General features: G+C 38.5%; 23 protein-coding genes and 1 pseudogene. 8 read left to right on the forward strand and 16 right to left on the reverse strand.

Annotated elements, in window-relative coordinates:
• Positions 1-28 precede the first annotated feature (28 nt).
• Positions 29-3,118, reverse strand: a complete 3,090-nt coding sequence (locus Q5794_RS25715; RefSeq protein ID WP_374988542.1) for an efflux RND transporter permease subunit — start codon at positions 3,116-3,118, stop codon at positions 29-31.
• 269 nt (positions 3,119-3,387) lie between these two features.
• Here Q5794_RS25715 and Q5794_RS25720 point away from each other — a divergent pair, with 269 nt between their 5' ends.
• Positions 3,388-4,260, forward strand: a complete 873-nt coding sequence (locus Q5794_RS25720; protein ID WP_374988543.1) for a TetR/AcrR family transcriptional regulator — start codon at positions 3,388-3,390, stop codon at positions 4,258-4,260.
• A 24-nt stretch (positions 4,261-4,284) separates the two neighbouring features.
• Here the strand turns inward: Q5794_RS25720 and Q5794_RS25725 are convergent, their stop codons facing one another.
• The gene (locus Q5794_RS25725) at positions 4,285-4,869 is read right to left on the reverse strand and encodes a DUF502 domain-containing protein (protein ID WP_075421564.1); all 585 of its coding nucleotides are present in this window, start codon (positions 4,867-4,869) and stop codon (positions 4,285-4,287) included.
• A 170-nt stretch (positions 4,870-5,039) separates the two neighbouring features.
• Between Q5794_RS25725 and Q5794_RS25730 the strand changes: the two genes are divergently transcribed.
• Both Q5794_RS25730 and Q5794_RS25735 read left to right on the forward strand, forming a co-directional pair.
• A complete protein-coding gene (locus tag Q5794_RS25730) occupies positions 5,040-5,834 on the forward strand; it encodes an SDR family oxidoreductase (protein ID WP_374988544.1) in 795 nt (264 codons plus the stop codon).
• Positions 5,835-5,963: 129 nt separating this feature from the next.
• Positions 5,964-7,166 (forward strand): MFS transporter, encoded by a 1,203-nt coding sequence (locus Q5794_RS25735; protein ID WP_025752638.1) that lies wholly within the window; start codon positions 5,964-5,966, stop codon positions 7,164-7,166.
• A 37-nt stretch (positions 7,167-7,203) separates the two neighbouring features.
• Here the strand turns inward: Q5794_RS25735 and Q5794_RS25740 are convergent, their stop codons facing one another.
• The 6 genes and pseudogenes from Q5794_RS25740 to Q5794_RS25765 form a co-directional block, all read right to left on the reverse strand.
• On the reverse strand, positions 7,204-7,635 hold the full coding sequence (locus tag Q5794_RS25740; RefSeq protein ID WP_029319274.1) for a carboxymuconolactone decarboxylase family protein: 432 nt from the start codon (positions 7,633-7,635) through the stop codon (positions 7,204-7,206).
• A gap of 136 nt (positions 7,636-7,771) precedes the next feature.
• Complete coding sequence (locus Q5794_RS25745; protein ID WP_374988545.1) at positions 7,772-8,626, reverse strand: LysR family transcriptional regulator; 855 nt, start codon at positions 8,624-8,626, stop codon at positions 7,772-7,774.
• A 374-nt stretch (positions 8,627-9,000) separates the two neighbouring features.
• Positions 9,001-9,627 carry an FMN-dependent NADH-azoreductase gene (locus tag Q5794_RS25750; RefSeq protein ID WP_374988546.1) on the reverse strand — a complete coding sequence of 209 codons (627 nt, stop codon included), beginning with the start codon at positions 9,625-9,627 and terminating at the stop codon, positions 9,001-9,003.
• A gap of 170 nt (positions 9,628-9,797) precedes the next feature.
• A pseudogene (locus tag Q5794_RS25755) lies at positions 9,798-11,152 on the reverse strand (ATP-binding protein).
• Entirely contained in the window at positions 11,130-11,855 is a 726-nt protein-coding gene (locus Q5794_RS25760) for a response regulator transcription factor (protein ID WP_025752630.1), read from the reverse strand. The pseudogene Q5794_RS25755 and the gene Q5794_RS25760 overlap by 23 nt, the downstream one beginning before the upstream one ends.
• A gap of 158 nt (positions 11,856-12,013) precedes the next feature.
• Entirely contained in the window at positions 12,014-13,141 is a 1,128-nt protein-coding gene (locus Q5794_RS25765) for a glycosyltransferase (RefSeq protein WP_215054788.1), read from the reverse strand.
• Positions 13,142-13,303: 162 nt separating this feature from the next.
• Between Q5794_RS25765 and Q5794_RS25770 the strand changes: the two genes are divergently transcribed.
• From Q5794_RS25770 to Q5794_RS25785, 4 genes are all read left to right on the forward strand, one after another.
• Positions 13,304-13,930: an undecaprenyl-diphosphatase gene (locus tag Q5794_RS25770; protein WP_029319284.1), complete on the forward strand. Its 627-nt coding sequence runs from the start codon at positions 13,304-13,306 to the stop codon at positions 13,928-13,930.
• Positions 13,931-14,055: 125 nt separating this feature from the next.
• Complete coding sequence (locus tag Q5794_RS25775) at positions 14,056-14,298, forward strand: hypothetical protein (RefSeq protein ID WP_215054789.1); 243 nt, start codon at positions 14,056-14,058, stop codon at positions 14,296-14,298.
• A gap of 99 nt (positions 14,299-14,397) precedes the next feature.
• Positions 14,398-14,835: a MarR family winged helix-turn-helix transcriptional regulator gene (locus tag Q5794_RS25780; RefSeq protein ID WP_129705316.1), complete on the forward strand. Its 438-nt coding sequence runs from the start codon at positions 14,398-14,400 to the stop codon at positions 14,833-14,835.
• Positions 14,836-14,862: 27 nt separating this feature from the next.
• Positions 14,863-15,504 (forward strand): nitroreductase family protein, encoded by a 642-nt coding sequence (locus tag Q5794_RS25785; protein ID WP_215054790.1) that lies wholly within the window; start codon positions 14,863-14,865, stop codon positions 15,502-15,504.
• Positions 15,505-15,537: 33 nt separating this feature from the next.
• On the opposite strand, the gene moaD is transcribed toward Q5794_RS25785, so the two are convergent.
• Genes moaD through Q5794_RS25810 form a run of 5 tightly spaced genes read right to left on the reverse strand, consistent with a single transcriptional unit; the run spans position 15,538 to position 19,049 of the window.
• Positions 15,538-15,771 (reverse strand): molybdopterin converting factor subunit 1, encoded by a 234-nt coding sequence (gene moaD / locus Q5794_RS25790; RefSeq protein ID WP_215054791.1) that lies wholly within the window; start codon positions 15,769-15,771, stop codon positions 15,538-15,540.
• A gap of 2 nt (positions 15,772-15,773) precedes the next feature.
• Positions 15,774-16,238 carry a molybdenum cofactor biosynthesis protein MoaE gene (locus Q5794_RS25795; protein ID WP_215054792.1) on the reverse strand — a complete coding sequence of 155 codons (465 nt, stop codon included), beginning with the start codon at positions 16,236-16,238 and terminating at the stop codon, positions 15,774-15,776.
• Complete coding sequence (gene mobB, locus Q5794_RS25800) at positions 16,235-16,762, reverse strand: molybdopterin-guanine dinucleotide biosynthesis protein B (protein WP_215054793.1); 528 nt, start codon at positions 16,760-16,762, stop codon at positions 16,235-16,237. Before mobB ends, Q5794_RS25795 begins: the two co-directional genes overlap by 4 nt.
• Entirely contained in the window at positions 16,750-18,015 is a 1,266-nt protein-coding gene (glp, locus tag Q5794_RS25805) for a gephyrin-like molybdotransferase Glp (RefSeq protein WP_374988547.1), read from the reverse strand. Before glp ends, mobB begins: the two co-directional genes overlap by 13 nt.
• A gap of 17 nt (positions 18,016-18,032) precedes the next feature.
• A complete protein-coding gene (locus Q5794_RS25810; protein WP_215054795.1) occupies positions 18,033-19,049 on the reverse strand; it encodes a molybdopterin-synthase adenylyltransferase MoeB in 1,017 nt (338 codons plus the stop codon).
• A gap of 161 nt (positions 19,050-19,210) precedes the next feature.
• Between Q5794_RS25810 and Q5794_RS25815 the strand changes: the two genes are divergently transcribed.
• Positions 19,211-19,780: a molybdenum cofactor guanylyltransferase gene (locus Q5794_RS25815; protein WP_215054796.1), complete on the forward strand. Its 570-nt coding sequence runs from the start codon at positions 19,211-19,213 to the stop codon at positions 19,778-19,780.
• Between the two features lie 12 nt (positions 19,781-19,792).
• Here the strand turns inward: Q5794_RS25815 and moaA are convergent, their stop codons facing one another.
• The 3 genes from moaA to Q5794_RS25830 form a co-directional block, all read right to left on the reverse strand.
• Complete coding sequence (gene moaA / locus Q5794_RS25820) at positions 19,793-20,809, reverse strand: GTP 3',8-cyclase MoaA (RefSeq protein WP_215054797.1); 1,017 nt, start codon at positions 20,807-20,809, stop codon at positions 19,793-19,795.
• A gap of 46 nt (positions 20,810-20,855) precedes the next feature.
• Positions 20,856-21,602 (reverse strand): formate dehydrogenase accessory sulfurtransferase FdhD, encoded by a 747-nt coding sequence (gene fdhD / locus Q5794_RS25825; RefSeq protein WP_374989250.1) that lies wholly within the window; start codon positions 21,600-21,602, stop codon positions 20,856-20,858.
• A gap of 66 nt (positions 21,603-21,668) precedes the next feature.
• Entirely contained in the window at positions 21,669-22,013 is a 345-nt protein-coding gene (locus tag Q5794_RS25830; RefSeq protein WP_013085380.1) for a DUF2294 domain-containing protein, read from the reverse strand.
• Positions 22,014-22,261: the final 248 nt, after the last annotated feature.

Consider the following 22,261-nt stretch of genomic DNA (forward strand, 5'->3'; position numbering starts at 1 on the left):
ACCTCAAAAGCGGAAATTTGTTTTGCTTCTACTTTTTTACTTTTTTGCGCTTAAACTTCATAAAAAACTCATAGACAATTGGAACGATAATGAGTGTAAGCAGCGTAGAACTTGTTAGTCCTCCGATTACCGTAACCCCTAGCCCTTTTGAAATAAGGCCTCCACCTTCAAATCCAAAAGCTAATGGAAGCAGTGCACCAATCGTTGCAATAGCTGTCATTAAGATCGGGCGAAGACGTGTCATTCCAGCTTCTAGTAACGCTTCACGCGTCGACAGACCCTCTTGCTCTTTATGAATTACGCGGTCAATCAGCACAATTGCATTTGTTACCACAATTCCAATCAGCATAAGAGCTCCAATCATCGAAGAAATGCTGATCGTTTCTCCAGAGATTAAAAGCGCCACTAGTGCACCAATGAGTGTAAATGGAAGTGAGAATAAGATAGCAAATGGTGCTAGCCCTCCACCAAATGTCAGTACTAGTACGAAGTAGACGATACCGATGGCTGCGAGCATAGCAATTCCTAATTGACTAAATGAGTCATTAATTTGCTCTGATGCTCCGCCAAAGTTAATATCCATATCACTTGGTAAATCAATTTTCTTCACTTCTTTTTGGACGTTAGAAGAAACGCCGCCTACATCGTCACTCTTAATATCGGCACTTACCTCTGCATAAATTTTATTATCACGGCGAGTTACCGTATTCGATGTTTTACCTTTTTTAATATCGACAACTTCATTTAATGTAACTTCCTGTCCAGTTTGAGAGGTCACTTTTGTGCTTGAAAGTTCGGCAAAAGTAGAGAAATCCTCTTTTTCTTTTGGAAGGTATACGTTAATTTCGTTTCCGTCTTTTTGGATAGTCGTTAATACTTCACGCTGTCCAAGGTTCGAAATTTGCATGCCGATTTGACTAGCAGACAAGCCCAATTCAGCGGCTTTCTTTTGATTCGGTACTAGCGTATATTCATCAAACGTAGCTGAAAGCGTAGAATCGACATTTTTCAGTTCTTTATGCTTTTCTAAAACATGCTGAACTTTATCAGTATAAGGTTTGATTTCATCTAAGCTATCTCCGTAAATAAGGACGTTTAATGAATTATTGCTGCCGCTAGACGCCGTATTCATTGAGCCCCATTCACCTTGATTCGCTTGTTTATTAAGAGCTTTTAATACTTTATCCTGCTCTTTATCAAAGTTTTGTGTATCCTCGTCATATTGCACAAATGTTAAAACGTTATTTTTGCTTCCCGGATTAAAAGAGTTACCTTCACCGAACGAATACTGAACCGTTTTGACACCATCTCGCTTCATCAAGTACGCTTCTGCGCGATTTGCTGCTTTTTCTACGTCGCTTTGAGACTGTCCAGCTTTCGGTGTATACGTAAGGGTCAGCGTTTTTTCTTGATCGGATGATAAGAAGCTCACGCCAATAGAAGGAACTAAGAATAAACTTCCTACTAACAGTAGTACGGCTAACCCAAAGGAAATAAGCTTATGGTTTAACGTCCAGTTCAAAATTCGCTTATATCCGTGCGCTAGTTTGCTTGGTTTTTCTTCTTTTACTTTTACATTTGTTTTAAATAACGAATGAGCAAGCATTGGCACGAGTGTTACCGCTACTAGCAGTGATGCTAACAGTGCAAAAACAACGGTTAACGCAAACGGTAAGAATAGCTCTCCTACCGGTCCTTCTACTAGACCTAACGGTAAGAATACGGCCACGGTTACGATTGTAGAAGAGAAAATTGGAACAAACATCTCTTTCGTCGCCGCGACAATTAAATCTTTTCCTTTAAGCTTTTCTTCCTGATAAGCCATGCGGCGGTAAATATTTTCAATAACGACAATGGAATCATCTACAACCCTTCCGATGGCTACAGTCATCGCTCCAAGCGTCATAATATTTAAAGAGATATCCATTGATTTGAGCGCTAAAATGGCGATTAATAACGAAAGCGGAATCGAAATAACGGCAATAATCGTTGAACGAATATCACGTAAAAATAAAAGAATAATAATAACCGCAAAGACCGCACCGATAATAGCTTTATTTAGCATCGTATGAACAGAATCTTCAATCGGTTTACCTTGATCAAAAATATTGTCAACGTGAAGGTCTTTGTTTTTCTTTTCTAGGCTATTCATTTTTTCTTTAATATCATTTACAACATTTACTGTGTTCGCATCCTTCGCTTTGACAACTTGTACAGCAATTGAAGGTTTTCCGTTCGTGCGAGAAATAGATTCTGCTTTCCCCGCCACTTTAATATCCGCAATTTCTTTTAATTTCACAGTTGGAATAGAAGCTGCGGACGGCCCCTGCTGCTGGCTCATTCCTTGTTGCTGATCTTGAGCAGCTCCTTGACTAGGAACAGCTGGAATCTCTAAGTTTTCCAAATCTTTTTCTGTTGTCATCTTTCCGTCTACCACAACAGATTTTTGAGATCCATCCATCGTATACGTACCAGCCGGCACTTTTGCATCAGATGCTTGGATAAGCTTTTTCACTGTATCTTCATCGAGTCCCAGCTGCTTGAGCTTGTCTTGTTTGAATACAAGTTCTGCTTCTTCAACTTGTTCTCCTGACACGCTGACCGAAGAAATCCCTTGCACTTTTTCAACTTGTGGAACAACGGTATTTTTTACATACTTCGTTAATTCTTCTAATGATTTTTTATCATCTGAAACGCTTAATGAAATAATCGGAAAATCACTAATGCTTTGTCTTGAAACATTTGGTTCCTCTACATCATCTGGCAGATCTACGTTTGAAAGAGCTCGTCTAACTTCGTCTTCTGCCTTCTCCATATCTTTACTAAAGCTATATTCAACTTGAATGGTAGCCATATTTTCATAAGAAGATGAGCTAACTGTGTCAACGCCGCTCAGTCCCTGAAGCTTTTGTTCAATCGGCTTACTCACCTTATCTGCCACTTGTTCCGGAGTGGCTCCCGGATAAGTTGCACTGACTGTTACAACAGGCGTTGAAATATCAGGAATGGTCTCTAGTTTCATATTAAACCCTGAATACAGCCCTGCAATAATGACAAAGAGTGTTAACAGCCATACTGCAAATTTATTTTTCAATGAAAATTTAATAAACTTCCCCAATGCATATCCTCCTTCAAATATATGTATACTAATAAAATTGACTGATCGGTCACAACAACTTAAAATATAAATGACTAACCGGTCACTGTCAACCCTAAGCAGGCTCTCTCCTAACATGTTCATAATAAAGACATATTTAAGATAAATCGTTTTTTAAAGGAACTGACTCCCGGTTTTAACTTTGATATATACCTTTATCTTTTTTAGTGTATGATACTATTATCTAACGAAATGAATGGCTAAATTGTTCAATAAAGGAGGTAGAATACATGAAAGAAAAAGAAAAGAGAATAATTGAAGCTTCGATTAAGCTTTTTGCAAAAAAAGGATTTAATGCTACCTCTGTGCAAGAAATTGTAGATGAATGCAACATTTCAAAAGGTGCATTTTACCTGCACTTCAAATCTAAGGATGCACTTTTATTATCAATTCTAAACTTTTACTATGAAAAGCTCTTTAGCTCTGTTTATGCTCTCGACGAGGAAGTAAACGATGCCCGCAGCCGCTATATGAATCAGCTCATCTATTTCTATGAATTTATTACGGAGCACAGAGATTTTATTATCATGCAAATTCGTGAAAAATCTATTCCATTTAACAAAGAAGTGGAGACCTTTGTTCATAAAATGCAGCGAGAAACGTTTTACTTTCATCGCAAAAGCCTCGTTAGCGTATACGGAGAAGACGTAACTCCTTATATCTCGGATTTAACGAAAATGATTGAAGGTATTCATCATTCCTTTTTAGAAATTATTATCTTCAATCAATACGAGCTTACCTTTAAAGAAGTAGCACAGTACATAATGGACCGAGTTGATGTATTAGTAGAAGATTTATTAGCTAGAAAACCTCGTCCCCTTATTCCCGCTTCTTTTGGTGAAGATATATACGGAAAGGAACGAACGACTTTTCTAAGTAAAAATGAGCAGGTAAAACAAGCTCTTGAGGAAATTAAACATCTGCTAGACACCAGCGATCATATTTCTGATGATCACGCAGACAGCTTTCACATTTTACAAACGGAGCTAAAAAAAGATAAGCCTACCACTGCTATTGTAAAAGGCATGGTTGGAAATTTAACGGAACTTAAACCGTTGGAAGAACCGCTTAATCTTTTAACAGCCTTACTCCAACAAAAATAACAGAAGGCTTCAACAAGCCTTCTGTTATTTTTCTGCTTTTGAACTAGATACTCCCCCAGATAACACGAACTTCATTGCTTCTTCTGGCTTAATATCTAACCATTCAATTTCTTCTTTTGGAATCAAAAAAGTAAAACCAGCTACTTGAAAAGTTTGTGGAACATAGACGGCGAAATGGTCTTTTAACGAGTGAATCACCTCTTCTACTTCTTCAGAGGTCACAAACCCTATGACTTTCATTGACGTGCCAGGCATCGTCACTAAAACTACTTTTGAAAAGGACTTTTTCTCTCCAAGAAAAGATTGAAACGTATCTTTAATGACGGTATATAGCGTTTTAACAAGCGGTATTCTTTCTAACAATCGGTCAATTAAGTTAATGATTTTCCCTGCAAAAAAACGAGTGGATAACCATCCTAAGAACGTAATTAAAACAAGAGTCGCTAAGATCCCAACCCCCGGTATATAATCCTGCTTCATATAGGGCTTCAATACGTTTCCTAAAATGCTGTCTAAAAAATTAAACACTCTTACCAAAATATAAATAACAAGGATAATAGGGACAATCGTTAAGAGTCCGTTAATAAAACTTTTTATGATTGCTTTCATGCAAACACCTCATTTTTTCTGACATACTGCCGTTCATTATACAATGGATTTGTTTTGCTGCGTCTCTTTATTTCTATTCACATATGTATAAACTAGGGACGTTTTATCAAAATAATAGATGGGTACATGAACATACATACTTATATATTTATTTTTTCGGAGGGATACAATTGGGACGTTTAGAATCAAAAATTGCTGTTATTACAGGGTCAAGCTCTGGCATAGGAAAAACAACCGCTGAGCGCTTTGCGAAAGAAGGCGCGGTTGTTATTTGTGCCGATATTAATTTAGACGGTGTGAAAAAAGCAGCACAAGAAATTAAAGACGCTGGCGGTGAAGCCTACGCCTACTATATCGATGTAGCTGAAGAAGAAAAAGTAAAAGAGTTCACAGCGGAAATTGAAAAGAAATTTGGAAAAGTGGACATTCTTTTTAATAATGCAGGGACAGACACAGAAGGCGGCAAGCTTCACGAATATCCAGTAGAACTTTGGGATCGCTTAATGTCGGTAGATTTACGCGGAACGTTTCTTGTAAGCAAATACGTTATTCCGCTGATGTTAGAAAATGGCGGATCGATTATTAATAATTCATCCGTATCCGGACTGGCAGCAGACTTAGACCGTTCTGGCTATAACGCGGCGAAAGGTGCTATTACCAACCTAACAAGAACCATGGCAATTGACTACGCTCGTGAAGGTATTCGCGTTAACTCAATTGCTCCTGGAACAATCGAAACACCTCTTCTTGATGATTTATCAGGCGCTGAAGAAGGAAAAAAATTCAGAAAAGCATATGAATGGGTCGATCCGATGGGCCGTCTAGGCAAACCGGAAGAAGTAGCCGGTGCTGTATTATTTTTAGCATCTGATGACAGCTCATATGTAACAGGTGATTGCATTACTGTAGACGGCGGTCATATGGCGTATACATGGCCTGGAAAAATGCTTTACGATAAAATGTGAGAATAAAATTAGCTCTATACCATTAGGTATAGAGCTTTTCCGTTTGAATTTTTTCTTTAAAATAGACGTGACATTATGTCAAGACAGGTGTAAACTTAAAGCAAAATTCTTTGCTTCTAGGAGGAAGACATGAAAACAAAACAATTATCAGAACGTCAGCTTCTTGGCATCGCAGGGCTCGGATGGCTCTTCGATGCCATGGATGTTGGCATTTTGTCTTTTATCATTGCAGCTCTTCACGCTGAATGGGGACTTTCCCCTACTGAAATGAGTTGGATAGGCAGCGTTAACTCGATCGGAATGGCAGTTGGAGCTTTGGTGTTTGGGTTGCTGGCTGATCGAATTGGGCGAAAAACCGTTTTTATTGTAACTCTTGTTCTTTTTTCAGTGGCAAGCGGCCTTTCGGCTCTTACTACTACCCTTGCTGCTTTTTTAGTATTTCGATTTTTAATTGGAATGGGGTTAGGAGGAGAGCTGCCTGTTGCTTCTACACTTGTTTCTGAGACCGTGGCGCCGGAAAAACGCGGTAAAGTGGTCGTGCTGTTAGAAAGTTTTTGGGCGTTCGGTTGGCTACTGGCTGCGCTTATTTCTTACTTTGTAATCCCAGCTTACGGGTGGCAGCTAGCGCTTATCCTAACGGCTATTCCAGCGTTTTATGCCATTTATTTGCGCATTAAACTCCCCGATTCTCCTCAGTTTGTGGAAGCGACAAAAGAAAAGAAACCGTCGATTGCGGACAATGTAAGAAGCGTGTGGTCTAAGCCTTATCGTCAATCTACCATTATGCTGTGGGTTCTGTGGTTTTGCGTTGTATTTTCATATTACGGCATGTTTTTATGGCTACCTAGCGTCATGGTCATTAAAGGTTTTAGCTTGATCAAAAGCTTTGAATACGTATTGATTATGACATTAGCTCAACTGCCTGGCTATTATACGGCTGCTTGGTTTATTGAACGCATGGGCCGAAAATTCGTATTGGTCACATATCTGTTAGGTACGGCTGCCAGCGCATATATCTTCGGAAATGCGGAGTCACTTTGGTTGCTGCTAACAGCAGGTATGCTGTTGTCTTTCTTCAACTTAGGTGCTTGGGGTGCTTTATACGCGTATACACCTGAGCAATATCCCACATCTATCCGAGGCACAGGAGCTGGAATGGCTGCTTCTTTTGGACGAATTGGAGGAATTTTAGGACCGCTGTTAGTTGGATATATGTCAACGCAAGGTACGTCTTTAACCGTTACGTTCTCAATCTTTTGTGGAGCTATTTTAATCGGTGTTGGTTCGGTTGTTTTTCTAGGAAAAGAAACCAAACAAAAGCAGCTCGCATAAACAAAGACGCTCTTTTAGAGCGTCTTTGTTGTGCTTATTATTTATTTTCTACCAGCTCTTTTTCATCTGTCTCTACTTCCACGTCACGCTGAGCGAATACTTTCTTGGCTACGCTTAAAGCATTTAACACGCGAGGGAAACCTGTGTATGGGATTAATTGAATGATGCTCTCCACAATTTCATTCGGCTCTAGTCCAGCTGTTAAACCTGTATTTAAATGCAGCTCAAGCTGAGGCTCTGTACCCTGAGTGACCAATGATGAAATGGTAACTAATGCTCGTTGCTTATTGGTTAAACCCGGTCGTGAATAAATGTCTCCATAGGCAAATTCAATAATATATTTCCCAACGTCAGGAGCTAGGTCTTTTAAGTCTTCTGTAATTTTTAAATGAGTTGAAATATCATCGTTACTCGTTAATGTATATTCCATTAATTTATCTAAACCTTTTTGATAACTATCTTGTGCCATGTAAAATCAACCTCCGTATCTTTTACTGACACCGCGCGGAATCAATGTTTGTTTTCTTGTATGTTTTCTACACTATCTACTTTAACGCACATTCTCTCTTTCGTAAAATACATATATTCAATACAACGTATGCATTTTATCTATATAAAGCAGAATGCTGTTCATTCATATAGTGAAGAAATTGCTTAGAGGCATATGAAATATATTTATCTTTTTTTAAAATCAATCCTAAATCCCATGAAATTGAAGGGTTAGTAATAGGAACTGCTTTTACAATAGAGGAATCTACTTTTGCCGCAATCATTTCACCAATAAAATCCCATTGAGAGCTCTCGTAAGCTACGTTAGGTTCAAATCCCGCTTGTTGACATGCCTGAATAAGCCGGTCGTGAAGCGTAAAATCTTCATTAAATAAAATAAATTTCTCTTGGGCTAATTCATTAATTTCCACATGAGTTTTAGAGGCTAAAGGATGGGAATGTTGAACATATAAAAGCATTTTTTCAGAGATAAAAGGATTAATATCAAAAAGATGTTCATTTACCGGAAGCACCGCTACACCTAAGTCTAACGCTCCTTTTTCTACTGCTTTTTGAACACGATTGGCTCCGTATTCAATAAGTTTAATCGTAATATCTGGATAGAGCTGCTGAAACCCTTGGATAATCTTTGGAAAGAACAGCACTCCAATCAATGGAGGAATTCCAATTTTAATCATCCCTTTCTTCAGATTCATCACATCATATAAATAAGTCGATAGCTCATCAATGGATGCCATGACTTTTTGTCCTTGCGCATACACCACTTCCCCGGCATCCGTTAAATCAATCTGCCTTGCGGACCGATCAATTAATTCTACTTCCAATTCTTCTTCTAAGTTTTTCACCATTTTGCTCAAGGTCGGCTGTGAAATATGGAGACTTTGAGATGCTTTAGTAAAGCTCCTTAATTTAGCGACTTCTAAAAAATAATTAAGCTGACGAATATCCATCTCTGCTCCTCCTATAGATAAAGCGAATATCTTTTATATTATTTATTCATTTTACCTATTATTTTTTAAGGTATACAGTAAAAATATAAAGAAAAGATGGACAAATAATAAATCAATTTAATCTAAATAAGGACAAATGGGATAAAGGCGCTAGTATGGACCGCTTGTGACACCGCTGTTGATTTCCGTGCAAGGCTTCGCTTTCCGCGGGCGGCCGCTGAGCCTCCTCATCACTTGCGCTCCAATCAACACCTAGAAGCTACTACATGCATGAAACCTACGCTTACCATAACATCAAAAAATCCGAACGATGAATCGTTCGGATATACCTTCACCTAAAATACTGTTGTCCCGTCCTCTTTTACGAATATTTTTTAAAATGTTTTGGCTGCTTGTGCTGCTTGTTCTAGGCCACTTTCAATAATTTCTTGCGCACGATCTGGAAACTGATTATGTCCCTCAATAATAACAGAGTTCACATCCGTGATTCCAAAGAATTGAATTACGTTGCTAACATATTTAACGGCCATTTCGACCTCAGCTGCTGGACCTTCTGAATACACTCCACCTCGCGCGTTTAATAACATCACTTTTTTATCGCCTAGTAGTCCCACCGGACCTTCTGGCGTATACTTAAACGTTTTGCCTGCTTGATTTAAATAATCAAAGTACGTATGAAGCACGGCCAGCACAGTAAAATTCCAAAGCGGAAAGGCAATGACAATTTTATCTGCTCTCACAAATCGTTCTAAGTAATAATTAGCAGTTTCTGCTGCTTTGTTTTCCGCTGCCGTCACTTCTAGCCCTCTTGCTAACTTAAACTGATCGTTTATCATGTCGGCACCTAAATAAGGAAGTTCTTCTTGAAACAAATTTAGCTCTATTATTTCTTCACCTTGGTGCGATTGTTGATAGCTTTCTAAAAACGCATCATATAATTTCACGCTAACCGCTTCACTTGCCGATCTGTCATTTGCTTTTATAAAAAGAGTATAACTCATACTAAAACCTCCACTGATTGTTGATACTCTTATTTTATTCACTTTTTTCGTGCGTTTCGAACGACTTTATAATGAAATACCTTCATACTTTAGGCTGAGAAAAATGAAAAGATCCGAACGATTTATCGTTCGAATCTTCCTTCCACTAAACTAATTTTTTCCCAATCTCCTCATTTTACAGATGAAACGGGAAGGTGAATCACAACTTCCGTCCCTTGTTCTTCTTCACTCTTAATAAAAATCTCGCCTTTATGCTGACGGACAATAGTTTGTGCAATCGATAGTCCAAGCCCCGTTCCTCCCGTAGCTCTGCTTCTAGCTTTATCGACTCGATAGAAACGTTCAAAAATATGTGCAAGATCTTCTTTTGGAATGCCAATTCCATAGTCTTTTACTTTGATAATGACACCTTCCTGCTTTTTTTCAACGGTCACTTCAATTTTATCCGTACTGTATTTAATTGCATTATCAAGCAAAATAATCAACACTTGCTTCATTTTTAGTTCATCCACTTCAATCATAATGGGCGTTTGATCATAATGAAGAACTAATTCCCTTTTGTATACTTGCTGCAGCTGCTTAACGATTTGTTCAAAAATAAGAACAAGATCTGTTTGTTTCATATCAAGCGTTTGTTCTTTTTCCACACTTGCCAGATCAAGCAGCGTTTCAATCATTTTTTGCATTTTGGTTGCTTCCGCATAGATGGTGTCGATCGCATCCAGCGTAATTTCTTCATTTTTAATCCCTCTTCTTCTTAATAAATTAGAATAACTGCGAATAACGGTTAGAGGGGTTTTTAATTCATGAGAAGCATCGGAAACAAACTGATTTTGCTTTTCAATATTTTCTCGCAAGCGGTCAATCATATGATTAAAGGTAACGGTCATCCCCTGCAGTTCATCTCTCGTTTCGGTTTGAATGAGGACTTTTTTAGGAACACCGCTCTCTTCGATCTCTTTCATCGTTGTGACCATATTTTTAATAGGATGCATAATGACGCGTGATAACCATCTTCCTCCTAAAAGAGACAGTAAAATGGAAACAAGCGAACAAAAAATCAAAATTGATAGCAAAATATCTTTACGGGTTTCAAAACCAGTCAGGAGCTCACCAATCTCAAGCGTTTCAACGACTTGATTATTGACTTTGACAGGCATGCGAATAACCAATACTTGCTTTTCTCTGATTTTGCGAAGTTTCACCTTTTTTTCTTTGAAAATTCGGGCTTAATTTTCACCAGATGAGGATCATTTGATACCTGGTTAATGACCGTAGAATTTTCTGAGACTGTTCGGATAAATGAATGGTTGGTCAAATAAAATTTTAGTAACTCCGGCGAGAGCTCCACGGAATGATCTTGCTGACCTTTTTGAATAATCTCGCGTGCTTTTTCGAATAAAATGTCCTGTTCCATATTCACCGTAGATTTAGTAAAGGAGAAAAAAACAACGATGTTCATGATTAATAAAATAACCACTAGCCATGCTGTTGTCAGCAAGTTAATCTTCGTCGTGATCTTCATGTTTCTCCTCTTTCATCATATATCCTACGCCCCGCACCGTATGAATGAGAGAAGTAGAAAAACCTTCATCTACTTTTTTTCTTAAGTGGCGAATATACACATCAATTACGTTTGTTTCTCCTTCATATTCATAGCCCCAAACGTTTGTGAGAATTCCTTCTCTCGTGACAATTTTATTTTTGTTCGTAAGCAAATACACGACTAAATCATACTCTTTCGGTGTCAACGTAATGGATTCATTGTTTCTTAGGACTTCCCTTGTTTCAAGATTAATGGTCAAATCACTGATCGTTAAGAGCTCCGCTTCAGCTTCTTTCGTTCCTGATGCTTCTACGAGCGAACGATAGCGAATACAAGAGCGAACCCGTGCTAACAGTTCTTCAATTTCAAACGGTTTTGTAACATAATCATTAGCCCCTTGATCTAAGCCCATTACCTTATCTAGCGTCGTATTTCTGGCAGTTAATAAAATAACTGGCGTAAATACTTCCGCTTTCCGAAGTCTTCTTAACACCTCAATACCGCTCAGACTTGGAAGCATCACGTCTAGCAAAATGAGGTCATATTGAGCGGATATTGCCGTCTCTAACCCCGCTTTCCCGTCGTACTCAACATCTACTTCATAGTCTTCAAATTCCAATTCAATCTTTAACACTTTCGCAATTTGCGCTTCATCTTCCACAATTAAAATTTTCTCTTTCATGTTATACACCTCTCACCACATGTCTTAAGTGAAAGAATAGCTTCTTTAGATAAAAAAACAACACCTTTTTCAAAAGATGTTTGTTTTTTTATCTAAACCCTACTTTTTCAACATACTTGTCTTTTAGCTTATCCTTATTGTTTGTAAACATGAATGTTTTACGCATGAAGACCCATCGTTTGCTTTTCACCTAAAATCCAATTGACTACTGCTAAAAGTTCTTCAGGCGTTTGTGCTTCGATTTCTTTATGGTAAGCAGCAATCGCGTTATATAATGTGCTCATTTTATCAGCATCCTGGAGCACTGCCTGCAGCTGACTTTCTAACGATTGATCCGCCTTTAGTTCTTGAACTAAGTTTCGTTCTGTTAAATAGCGTAAATTCACTTCTTCTTGACCTGGTAAAGCAGAATGAACAAAAATCGGTAAATTCTTGCGAAGAGCTTCACTGACCGTTATACCACCTGGCTTTGTTACAATAGCATCCACTCGTTCATACAGTTCATTCATTTCTGTGCGTGATGAAATGTACGGAATTGGTGTAACGTGCTGTAATTCCCATCCCTTGATTTCTTCATATAACTTTTGATTTTTGCCGCATAAGACAAAGTAATGAAAATGGCGCGCATCTTTTAAATCATTGTAGAAATCCATAATATTGCCTAAGCCGCTGCTGCCTCCAGCAATTAAAATATTCCGGTTACCAGGATGCTTAAATATTCTTGTTTTTGTTATTTCTTCATGTACCGGTATCCCTGTGACCATCATATTTTGAAGTGGAATTTCGCTTTGCGCACGAAGTCCTTTTTTTACTTCTTCACTAGGAAGAAAGTGAAAATCAATCTCTTCTTTTCCCCATAAATTATTAATAAAGAAATCCGTGTAGACATTTATAATAGGTACATCGCACTTGCCTTTTGCTTTTAATTGACTGAGCAAATAAGAAGGAAACCCATGTGTGCATATAATTAAATCCGGATTTTCTTCTTTAACTAAGTGCTCCATTTTTTTTGCGAATACGTGATGATACCATTTGAATGAATGAACAGGCGGTTCATAAAAGAGATGTTTGTATGCCATATTGTACGTTTCTGGAGCATAACGAATCCATTTCAAATATGTGCCTGTGACCACTTTTTCTAATAGTTCGTTTGTATAGCTTAATAAATCTATTTTTTTATAACAAATATTTGTCGTTCTTCTTTCCAATATATCCATTAACGCCTCTGCCACTTGATGATGGCCAGAAGGCATTTTTAGAAGAGGTAAAAATAAAACCTTTTTCAACTGTTTCATCTCCTATTCTAAAAGCAGTTTCTTCCTCTCCTTTTTATATCATTAAATGCCCTTAAATTTCGGATTTTAATTGATTTTTAATGTGAAATTCATCGTTTTTTTAGAGTGTCAATCTAAACTAAGAGTGAAAAGTACTGCATAAGGAGAAAACAAATGAACCTCAATTACGAAGTATTTCAATGGATTAACTCGTTTGCTGGTAAATCCAGCGCAATGGATTCTGTAATGATTATCATCACGAATAGCGTTCCTTATTTTATAATGGCTTGTTTGCTTTTGCTTTGGTTTAGCGGAAAAACAGAAAGAACAATTTATCACCGTTATACGGCTTTATACATGTTGTTTACAATTGTACTTTCTCTATGTATCAATGAAGTCATTCACCTGGTGTATTACCACCCGCGTCCGTTTGTGACTCATCACGTTCATAAGCTGATTCCGCACCCGGCTAATTCATCTTTTGTGAGTGATCATTCGATTTTAGTCTTTTCTGCTGCTTGGATCATGTGGTTACGAAAAAACAAATGGAGAAGCATCATTTTTATATGGGCTGTCATTTCGGGCCTTTCACGTATTTACGTAGGCGTTCACTATCCAGCAGATGTACTTGGAGGCATGGTGATTGCCGGAGCTATCGGATGCTTTATTATATACGTTTCAGCTAAAACAGCTCCTCTTATTCAGCGATTATTCTGGATTCACGATTTGATTATCAAGCGTATTCCGTTTCTATCTCCCTATACGCATGAACAAATTAGCAAAAAAAATCATTCAGCTTAAAGAGGCTGAGACAAAAATAGTATAGTTGAAGTGAAAAACGAACCACTAATTAAACTGTTTGATTAGTGGTTCGTTTTTTTTGTTATGGTGAACGTAGATTTTATCTGTTTCGTTCCTTCCAGCGGTTGATTGGAGGGCAACGCGAAGACTCCTGCGGGAACAGCAGAACAGGTGAGACCCCGCAGGAGCGCAAGCAACGAGGAGGCTCACCGGCCGCCCGCGGAAAGCGAAGCCTTGCACGGAAATCAACTGCGGCCGAGCAAGCAGTCAAGATTATATATCCAGATTGTTCGCCTTTGGATGGGATTCATTTCGTTACGTCTCAGCCTCTTTTTATTATTTTTAAAAAACAACGTTCACTTTCTTGACTTTCACTTTTATTTATTTTATATTAGTTGATGTATCAAACATTGATGTATCAAATATTAATTCATCAATAAATATCATAGAAAAAGGGAGCGACTTTCTTGTCACATTCATGTTCTGAAAAAGCAAATGTTCTGTATGCTCTGCAAGAAGTTAATAAACAAATTAATCAAAAGTTTGAGCATTGTACCGGTGTTAGCCAATCACGTCTTGATATTTTACATCAGCTTTATGAAACAGGTGAAATGAGTCAAAAGGCGCTTCAACAGCAAGTAAACATTGACAATGCTGCAATTACAAGGCATTTAAAGCAGCTCGAAGAAAGAGATGTTGTATCACGCCGTAAAAACCCTGATGACAACCGCGTAACATTTGTAAAGCTTACGAAAAGCGGACATGAAAAAATCGGTACATTTCGAAACGAAAAAGCTCGCTTTATTGATGAAGCATTTAAAGATTTCAGCGAAGAAGAACAGCTGCTGCTTTCCAAAATGCTCGAGCGTTTAAAAGTAAACATTTCGGCCATTGAACGGTCATAACATTTTTAACATAAAGGAGAGTTCATCATGACACAAACAAAAACACTAAACAATGATTTCCAAGATATTATTACAGGGCGCAGATCTATTCGTTATTACGACCCATCTGTCAAAATCAGCCGTGAAGAAATGAAAGAAATTTTAACAGAAGCGACGCTAGCTCCATCTTCTGTTAATGCACAGCCTTGGCGCTTTCTAGTAATTGATAGCCCTGAAGGAAAAGCAACATTAGCTCCGCTTGCTAAATTTAATCAATCACAAGTAGAAACATCAGCAGCTGTTATTGCAATATTCGGCGATTTAAAAAGTGAAGAAAATTTAGATGAAATTTACGATAAAGCTGTTGAACTAGGCTATATGCCACAAGAAATTAGAGACATGCAAATTCCTAAAATCAAAGCGCACTACGCAGCTGCTCCTGAAGAATTAAATAAAGAAACAGTATTAATTGACGGCGGTTTAGTATCCATGCAGTTAATGCTTGCTGCACGTGCTCACGGTTATGATACAAACGCTATTGGCGGTTATGAAAAAGATCAAATTGCCGAAGCATTCGGTTTAGACAAAGAGCGCTATGCACCGGTTATGTTACTTTCAATCGGCAAAGCAGCAAATAGCGGTTACCCGTCTGTACGTTTACCAATCGAAAAAGTAGCTCAATTTAGATAATAAAAAAAGGTGCTGTATATTCAGCACCTTTTTTTATCCTCCACTAACGGGCGGAATAAATGCGACGGTATCTCCCGTTCTAATGGTTTCTTCATCTGTTACAAACTCTTCGTTGACTGCGGTCATCGTTTGCTTCAGAGAGGACAGCTTATACGTTTTTTGCACATATTCCTTTAATTCCTTCACTGTTATATCTTGCGTATCAACTGTTACTTGTTCCACTCCAGCCTCTTCACGTATAGCAGCGAAAAATAAGACGTTAATCATTTTTACATCTCCTTCATTGGCTTTCCTTCAGGATATTCTTTCGTTTCTAACTGATCTCCAATCCATTTTGTTCCGTCTTCCCAAAATTCCTTTTTCCAAATTGGCACAATTTGCTTAATACGTTCAATAGCATACTCGTTTGCTTCATAAGCTGTTTTGCGATGCGGAGAAGAAACGGCAATAACTACTGCGGCTTCTGTTATATCAAGCTTCCCGATTCGATGAGTAATAGCCGTCAAAGCATCGGGCCACTTTTCCTGAATTTCGTCACCAATTTGGCTAAGCATTTTCACTGCCATTGGCACATAGGCTTGATATTCAAGAGAGAGCGTCTTCTTGCCTTTTGTAAATTCTCTTACCGTTCCAATAAATGTCGTAATAGCTCCCGCGTCTCTTCTAGAAACTTTTTTAATTATTTCATCTACGGCAATTGGCTGATTTACTACTTCAAATAAGTGCTGGTTCATCTTCTTTCCCCCACTTCTTTCAATAAAAAATTAAGATAAAGCTCGTCTTCTTGTAAGTGAAATATTGGATATGCTCGCTGCACTTCTTTTTTAAGCGGAACGTGACTAATCACGCATATAATATTGGTTAGAGAGGAAAGCAGAACAAGATCTTCTTCACTTCGAATCAAGACTGCTTTTGGATAGGATTCTTTTTTATATCCTTCAACAAAAATGACATCTGGCGAGAAAAATTGATAAAAATCAATCAGCTTTTTTAGGCTCCAGTCTTTACTATCTGCTGTAAGCTGAAGGATTCCACCTCCCTCTACACCTGCCACATCGGCACCTGCTTGCTGGTGGCGATGACTGTCTTTTAGCTCACTGCTGCTATCTGGAGGTCCGCCGTGTCCATGGTGCTTAATAGAACCTACACATAGATTGAATTGTTTCGCTCTTTTAATTAGCTTTTCCACTAAAGTAGTTTTTCCGCTGTTTTGAAATCCAGCTACTTGTAAAACGGTACAACAAGCTACCAAGGCCATTCACTTCCCCGCACGTCATCTAGCAATAAGACGTCAACCAGCATTCCTTCTTTGTATCCTCTCGTCCCTCCAGGAAATATAATTAACGTATCCGCATGAGCTAAAGAAGAAACAGCACTAGATTTTGTAAAGCTTAATGGAGAAGCAATCAGCTGTCCTTCCCTGTATGAAAGCCTGCCAGATACAAATCGCATAAAAGGATTTGGCTTTAAGAAGTCCTTTCCTAACAAAGCTTTTTCTTTCCGAAGATGAGGGGTTCTTTTACCCGCATATGTACTGATTACCGGACGAGCCAGAAGTTCAAAACCGACATAGCACGCTGTAGGATTTCCCGAGAGGCCAAATAAAAGCTTTTCTTCCATACGAGCAACCGTTGTTACACTGCCTGGTCTCATCGCTATTTTATTAAAAAGAACTTCGGCTTGTAATTGTTTATACACATCTGGTAGATAATCATAGTCTCCTACTGAAACGCCGCCCGTTGTAATCAGCATGTCCACTTCTGATAGTGCAGCTTTTACCGCATTGTAGCACTGGCTTAAATCATCAGGCATAATACCAAAATAGTTCACTTCGCCTCCAGCTTTTTCAATTTGCGCACGCAGCATATGAGCATTGCTATTACGAATTTTGCCCCGTTCAACAGGATCACTTACTTCCACTAGTTCACTTCCAGTTGCAAGTAATCCAACTACAGGTTTTTTGAAGACAGCTATGTTACTATAGCCAAATGTGGCTAAAAGAGCAGCTACCCCCGGAGTGATATACGTTCCTTTTGAAGCTAACACAGTGCCTTTTGTTGTTTCTTCTCCTTGAAAAGAAATGTTATCTCCGCTGTTAAACGCACGCTTGATTTGAACGATCGGCTGATTGTCTTTCGTATATTCTTTTGTTACTTCAAGCATCGCAACCGCATCGCAGCCTTTGGGAATAGGAGCTCCTGTCATAATACGCACAGCCTGCATCGCGCTGACTGTATGTTCAAAAACAGAACCCGCTCCTATTTCTCCTCGAACAGCCAGTTCTACTGGATGAAGTGATGATGCTTCTTTCGTATCTTGCGACCGAACGGCAAAACCATCATATGGAGAACGATCAAAAGCAGGAATATCATGATCTGCTATTAAATCTTCAGCTAAAAATCTGCCGTGAGCTTCTTCAAGCGCAATGATTTCTTGCTTTCTGTTTTTTGCATACTGCATCACTCGTCCAACGCATTCCCCGACAGGGATAGGAGTTCGCTTTTCTCTCATTCTTTTCACTCCTTTACTCATCCTAGTAAACGATAATATAAGCTTCTCGCAAATTGAATATCATTCGTTCCATGAATAAATACACGGCCATCTTGAAAAATTACAAAGCGCTGCTCTGGAAGCTGACATGACAGAAGATATGGATTGCGGTCCACTTTCCCCTGTTTTTTTAACTGTTTTTCCAATTCATCGAAGTTGTACAAATGGCGCTGCGAGGGTCTGATTTGAACCGTCTCTCTGCCGCACAGAACTTCTGTTTTAAGCTGATTTTCATACGCTAAGTACGGATATGTTTGGGTCGATCCGCAAGAAGAACATTTATCACTTTTCATTTTGCCCGTCTTAAATTCAGCGTGCTGATTATTCCAGACGTCAAAGGTTAGAAATGTGTGGCGCAAAGCTTCAACATCTTCGACTAAAATTTTTAATGCTTCGGTTATTTGATAGGCTGCCACGATTTGAACAGCGGGACTAATAATTCCTGCTGTCTCACAGGTTGCTCCTCCGACAGGCACTTTTTTCAATATGCAGTGCAGACAAGGGGTTACATTTGGGATAACGGTATAAGTGGTGCCATAACTCCCTACACATGAGCCGTATATCCAAGGAACTTCATACTTATGTGACAAATCATTTAAAATAAAACGGATGTCGAAGTTGTCTGTCGCATCGATTATCACATCAGCTGTTTGGACGATACTTTCTAAATTAGCAGGCTGAGCATCCATCACCAGCGCTTCAATCTTCACTTCCGTGTTTATTTGACGCAAACGATTTTTTGCTGCTACAGCTTTAGGTAGTTTGTTTTGCGCATCTTGTTCTGTATAAAGCTGCTGACGCTGTAGATTACTCCATTCTACATAATCACGATCTACAAGAGTCAATTTTCCAATTCCAGCACGCACGAGGGCTTCTGCGCTAGCGCTGCCTAGAGCCCCTGCGCCTACAACTAAAACATGCTTACTTCTAATTTGCTGCTGCCCTTTGTTTCCAACGGGCTGGAAAAGCTGCTGACGTGAATAACGTTCTGTCACTCTTTTCTCTCCCTTTCTCATTCAATCTCTGACTTCACTATCTATTCCTTCGTCAAAGATATTTCTTTAAAAACATGCTATTATACACATAAAGCTACGCTGCTTTACGGAGGCTTTTTCGCATAAATATACAAATATATTTTGATGGAGGTATTTAATAAATGTCCATTGCCGGCATTGTATTAGCAGGAGGAAAATCTTCTCGCTACGGTCAACCAAAAATGTTTGAAACCTATAACAAGAAATCATTTTACGAATATAGTATAGATGCATTAAAAGAAAATCACGTCACACCTATACTTGTGTCTACCAACCAAGATTTACTCCCTTATTTTCAAAGAAAGGATGTTGCATTTGCAGTTGAAAAATGCCCGTATCAAGGTCCTTTGTATGCAATTCATCACGCTTTAACTGCGATCGATTGCTGCGCTGAATGGTTCTTTATTCTTTCTTGCGATATTCCTTTTATTAATGCTGAGTTTGTTCATCACATGATCACACTGACTCAAACGGACTCACCTGACATTGTTCTTCCTGTTCAGCCTGATCACATTCACCCGCTTCTAGCACTCTATCACCGTAGAACGCTTCCTCTTATTGAACAACTCGTTACAAAAGGTGAAAGAAGGCTTACGCAATTGTTGAATCAGACAAACGTCCTTCGCGTGCCTTTTTCAGCAGAAGATCCCACTTTTATAAATGTGAATCATCGCAGTGATTGGCATGTATAAAGCTTCTTTGAATTATCCACCAATATGAGACATTTCCACTTTTTCAGCGCCTTGGACCTGTCTTCCATTAGCTCGTTCGTCTGAGTAACGATCTTTCCGATGATTCCAGATATCAGAAATGGTGTCACAAACAGTATGATCAGAGGCTTCTGACCGTATCAGTGTGCGGAGGTCATATCCTTTTGACGCGAACAAACAGGTATAGAGCTTTCCTTCAGCCGATACTCTTGCACGTGAACAAGTGGAACAGAATGAATCTGTGACAGATGAAATGATACCAATTTCCTCTTCTGTCCCGACGTACCGATACCTGGTAGCTACTTCTCCCGTATAATGAGGTGTAATTTCTTCAAGAGGCATTTCTTGTCCAACTATATCAAGAATTTGTTTCTTTGTTATAACCTCATCCATTTTCCATCCGTTTGAATTTCCCACATCCATATATTCAATAAAACGCAGCGTATGTTTTTTGTCTTTAAAATATTGAGCCATCGGAAGAATATCCTGCTCATTCTTGCCTTTTTGGACAACCATGTTTATTTTGACTGAAATCCCCGCAAGAGCTGCTGCTTCTATTCCTTCTAATACTCGTTTTACGCTTCCTCGGTTTCCATTCAACTCTTGAAATCTCACTTCATTAAGCGAGTCTAAGCTAACGGTTACTCTTGATAATCCCGCTTTTGATAAGGCTTCTGCATGCTTCTTTAACAGTGAGCCGTTTGTTGTTATGGCAATATCATCTATACCCTCAATTTGCTTCAGACGATTGATTAGATCCGGCAAGCCTTTTCTTAGCAGCGGCTCTCCTCCCGTTATACGCACTTTTTTTACTCCTAGCGATGCGAATAATCTAGTGAGTCTCTCTAATTCATCAAACGAAAGAATGTTTTCGGCAGGTAAAAATGGATAGTCTGCCCCAAAAATTTCTTCAGGCATACAATATCGACAGCGAAAGTTACAGCGATCTGTTACTGACAAACGCAAGTCTCGTAAAGGACGCTTTAAAGTATCAACTATAGCGTATGACATCTGCTTCATCTCTCCTCTCTCTAGCTGTCAGCTTCTCCACAGCAGATTAACTCTCTCTTAAAATTCTTTCCGGGCATGTATAAATATTCAACGAATCATTTCGAATAAACCCTACCGTTGTAATTCTCAATTCTTCTGCTAAATTTAAAGCAAGTTCAGTCGGGGCGGATTTTGAAAGAACCACTTCACACCCGATCTTCGCTACTTTCAACAAAATTTCTGAAGAAATACGGCCGCTGAAAACGACTACTTTATCTCTAATTGAAATATGGTGTTTTAAGCAATACCCGTATAGTTTATCTAGAGCATTATGCCTACCAATGTCCATTCTGCTAAGCATAAAGCCATTTTTATCACAAATGGCAGCGTTATGAACGCCACCCGTTTCTTGAAACGTAGCAGCAGATTGCTGCAGCTTATTCATCAATTGAAAACAATCCTTAATTGAAAGTTCTACCGATATACCGTTCATTTTTTTAGCAGTCAGCGCATCATTTATAAAGACAAACCCTTGTCTGCTCGCCCCGCAGCAAGACGTGATATATCGTTTATTTTGAAGGTTTTGAAAATACGGGTTTAATTTATCTATTGTAACATGAACATACCCTTCTTTTTCTTGAACCCATATGTTTTTAATGTCTTTATATGCTCGAATAACCCCTTCAGATGCTAAATAGCCAATTACCATATCTTCAATGTATTGTGGGCTACATACCATCGTGACAAACTCTTCTTCATTAATTTTCACAGTCACAGGAAACTCCGTTACAATTTTATCTTCCACGCTTTCCATTTGACCATTTTTAAATCTAAGAACTGTACGCTTCTTAACGGTCGAGTTCATGTGATGTCTCCTTTTTTAAATAATGTTTTTATCAAAAACGAATACGGAAACCGCTATATTTTCTTTTATTTTCATATCTGAAAATAAATTAACCAACTTTGCTCCTACCAATTCTTCTAGCCCTTCCGGGGGATTCGATGCATATACATCTTGGATCATTTTTGTTCGAGCTAGATGAACCATGTCACATCCTTCAGCAGTGCTTGCAATAAATGTTTCTGTCGGAGTTAAATTTCCATACAGTGTTGAGACAGCCATATTTTCAACAAAAACCGTATGTATTCTTTCCGGTCCTTTTCCAAATAAATCTTTTCGAAGCTTCCGAATAATATCATTAAATTCATGAATAGTTTTTGACATAATCAACGCTCTCCCACCGATTAAAATTAAATTGTGCATTTTATTCCTACAGTTTTTTTATCATAAATCAACACTTCAAAAAATAAAAGCCTAAAATCTTTGCAGCAAAACTTTTGAAGAGAGTTGGGTATTTAAAAAAGTTGTGCATTTAAAAACGTAGCGATATAATTGTAAATAACCGAGATGGAATAATAATAATGAATTGTTATTACTCTATCACTTTTTCTTAACGATATAAATGGGCCGGA

This window comes from Priestia megaterium, from assembly GCF_041941685.1.
Lineage (GTDB): Bacteria > Bacillota > Bacilli > Bacillales > Bacillaceae_H > Priestia > Priestia megaterium_C.

Coding starts and splice junctions, on each gene's coding strand:
- Q5794_RS25760 (WP_025752630.1), bottom strand. CDS start 11,855: ATGAAAGAGAAAATTTTAATTGTGGAAGATGAAGCGCAAATTGCGAAA.
- moaD (WP_215054791.1), bottom strand. CDS start 15,771: ATGATTAACGTCTTATTTTTCGCTGCTATACGTGAAGAGGCTGGAGTG.
- glp (WP_374988547.1), bottom strand. CDS start 18,015: ATGAGAGAAAAGCGAACTCCTATCCCTGTCGGGGAATGCGTTGGACGA.
- Q5794_RS25785 (WP_215054790.1), top strand. CDS start 14,863: ATGACACAAACAAAAACACTAAACAATGATTTCCAAGATATTATTACA.
- mobB (WP_215054793.1), bottom strand. CDS start 16,762: ATGGCCTTGGTAGCTTGTTGTACCGTTTTACAAGTAGCTGGATTTCAA.
- Q5794_RS25750 (WP_374988546.1), bottom strand. CDS start 9,627: ATGAGTTATACTCTTTTTATAAAAGCAAATGACAGATCGGCAAGTGAA.
- moaA (WP_215054797.1), bottom strand. CDS start 20,809: ATGTCATACGCTATAGTTGATACTTTAAAGCGTCCTTTACGAGACTTG.
- Q5794_RS25830 (WP_013085380.1), bottom strand. CDS start 22,013: ATGTCAAAAACTATTCATGAATTTAATGATATTATTCGGAAGCTTCGA.
- fdhD (WP_374989250.1), bottom strand. CDS start 21,602: ATGGAAAGCGTGGAAGATAAAATTGTAACGGAGTTTCCTGTGACTGTG.
- Q5794_RS25740 (WP_029319274.1), bottom strand. CDS start 7,635: ATGGCACAAGATAGTTATCAAAAAGGTTTAGATAAATTAATGGAATAT.
- Q5794_RS25745 (WP_374988545.1), bottom strand. CDS start 8,626: ATGGATATTCGTCAGCTTAATTATTTTTTAGAAGTCGCTAAATTAAGG.
- Q5794_RS25720 (WP_374988543.1), top strand. CDS start 3,388: ATGAAAGAAAAAGAAAAGAGAATAATTGAAGCTTCGATTAAGCTTTTT.
- Q5794_RS25725 (WP_075421564.1), bottom strand. CDS start 4,869: ATGAAAGCAATCATAAAAAGTTTTATTAACGGACTCTTAACGATTGTC.
- Q5794_RS25815 (WP_215054796.1), top strand. CDS start 19,211: ATGTCCATTGCCGGCATTGTATTAGCAGGAGGAAAATCTTCTCGCTAC.
- Q5794_RS25770 (WP_029319284.1), top strand. CDS start 13,304: ATGAACCTCAATTACGAAGTATTTCAATGGATTAACTCGTTTGCTGGT.
- Q5794_RS25735 (WP_025752638.1), top strand. CDS start 5,964: ATGAAAACAAAACAATTATCAGAACGTCAGCTTCTTGGCATCGCAGGG.
- Q5794_RS25795 (WP_215054792.1), bottom strand. CDS start 16,238: ATGAACCAGCACTTATTTGAAGTAGTAAATCAGCCAATTGCCGTAGAT.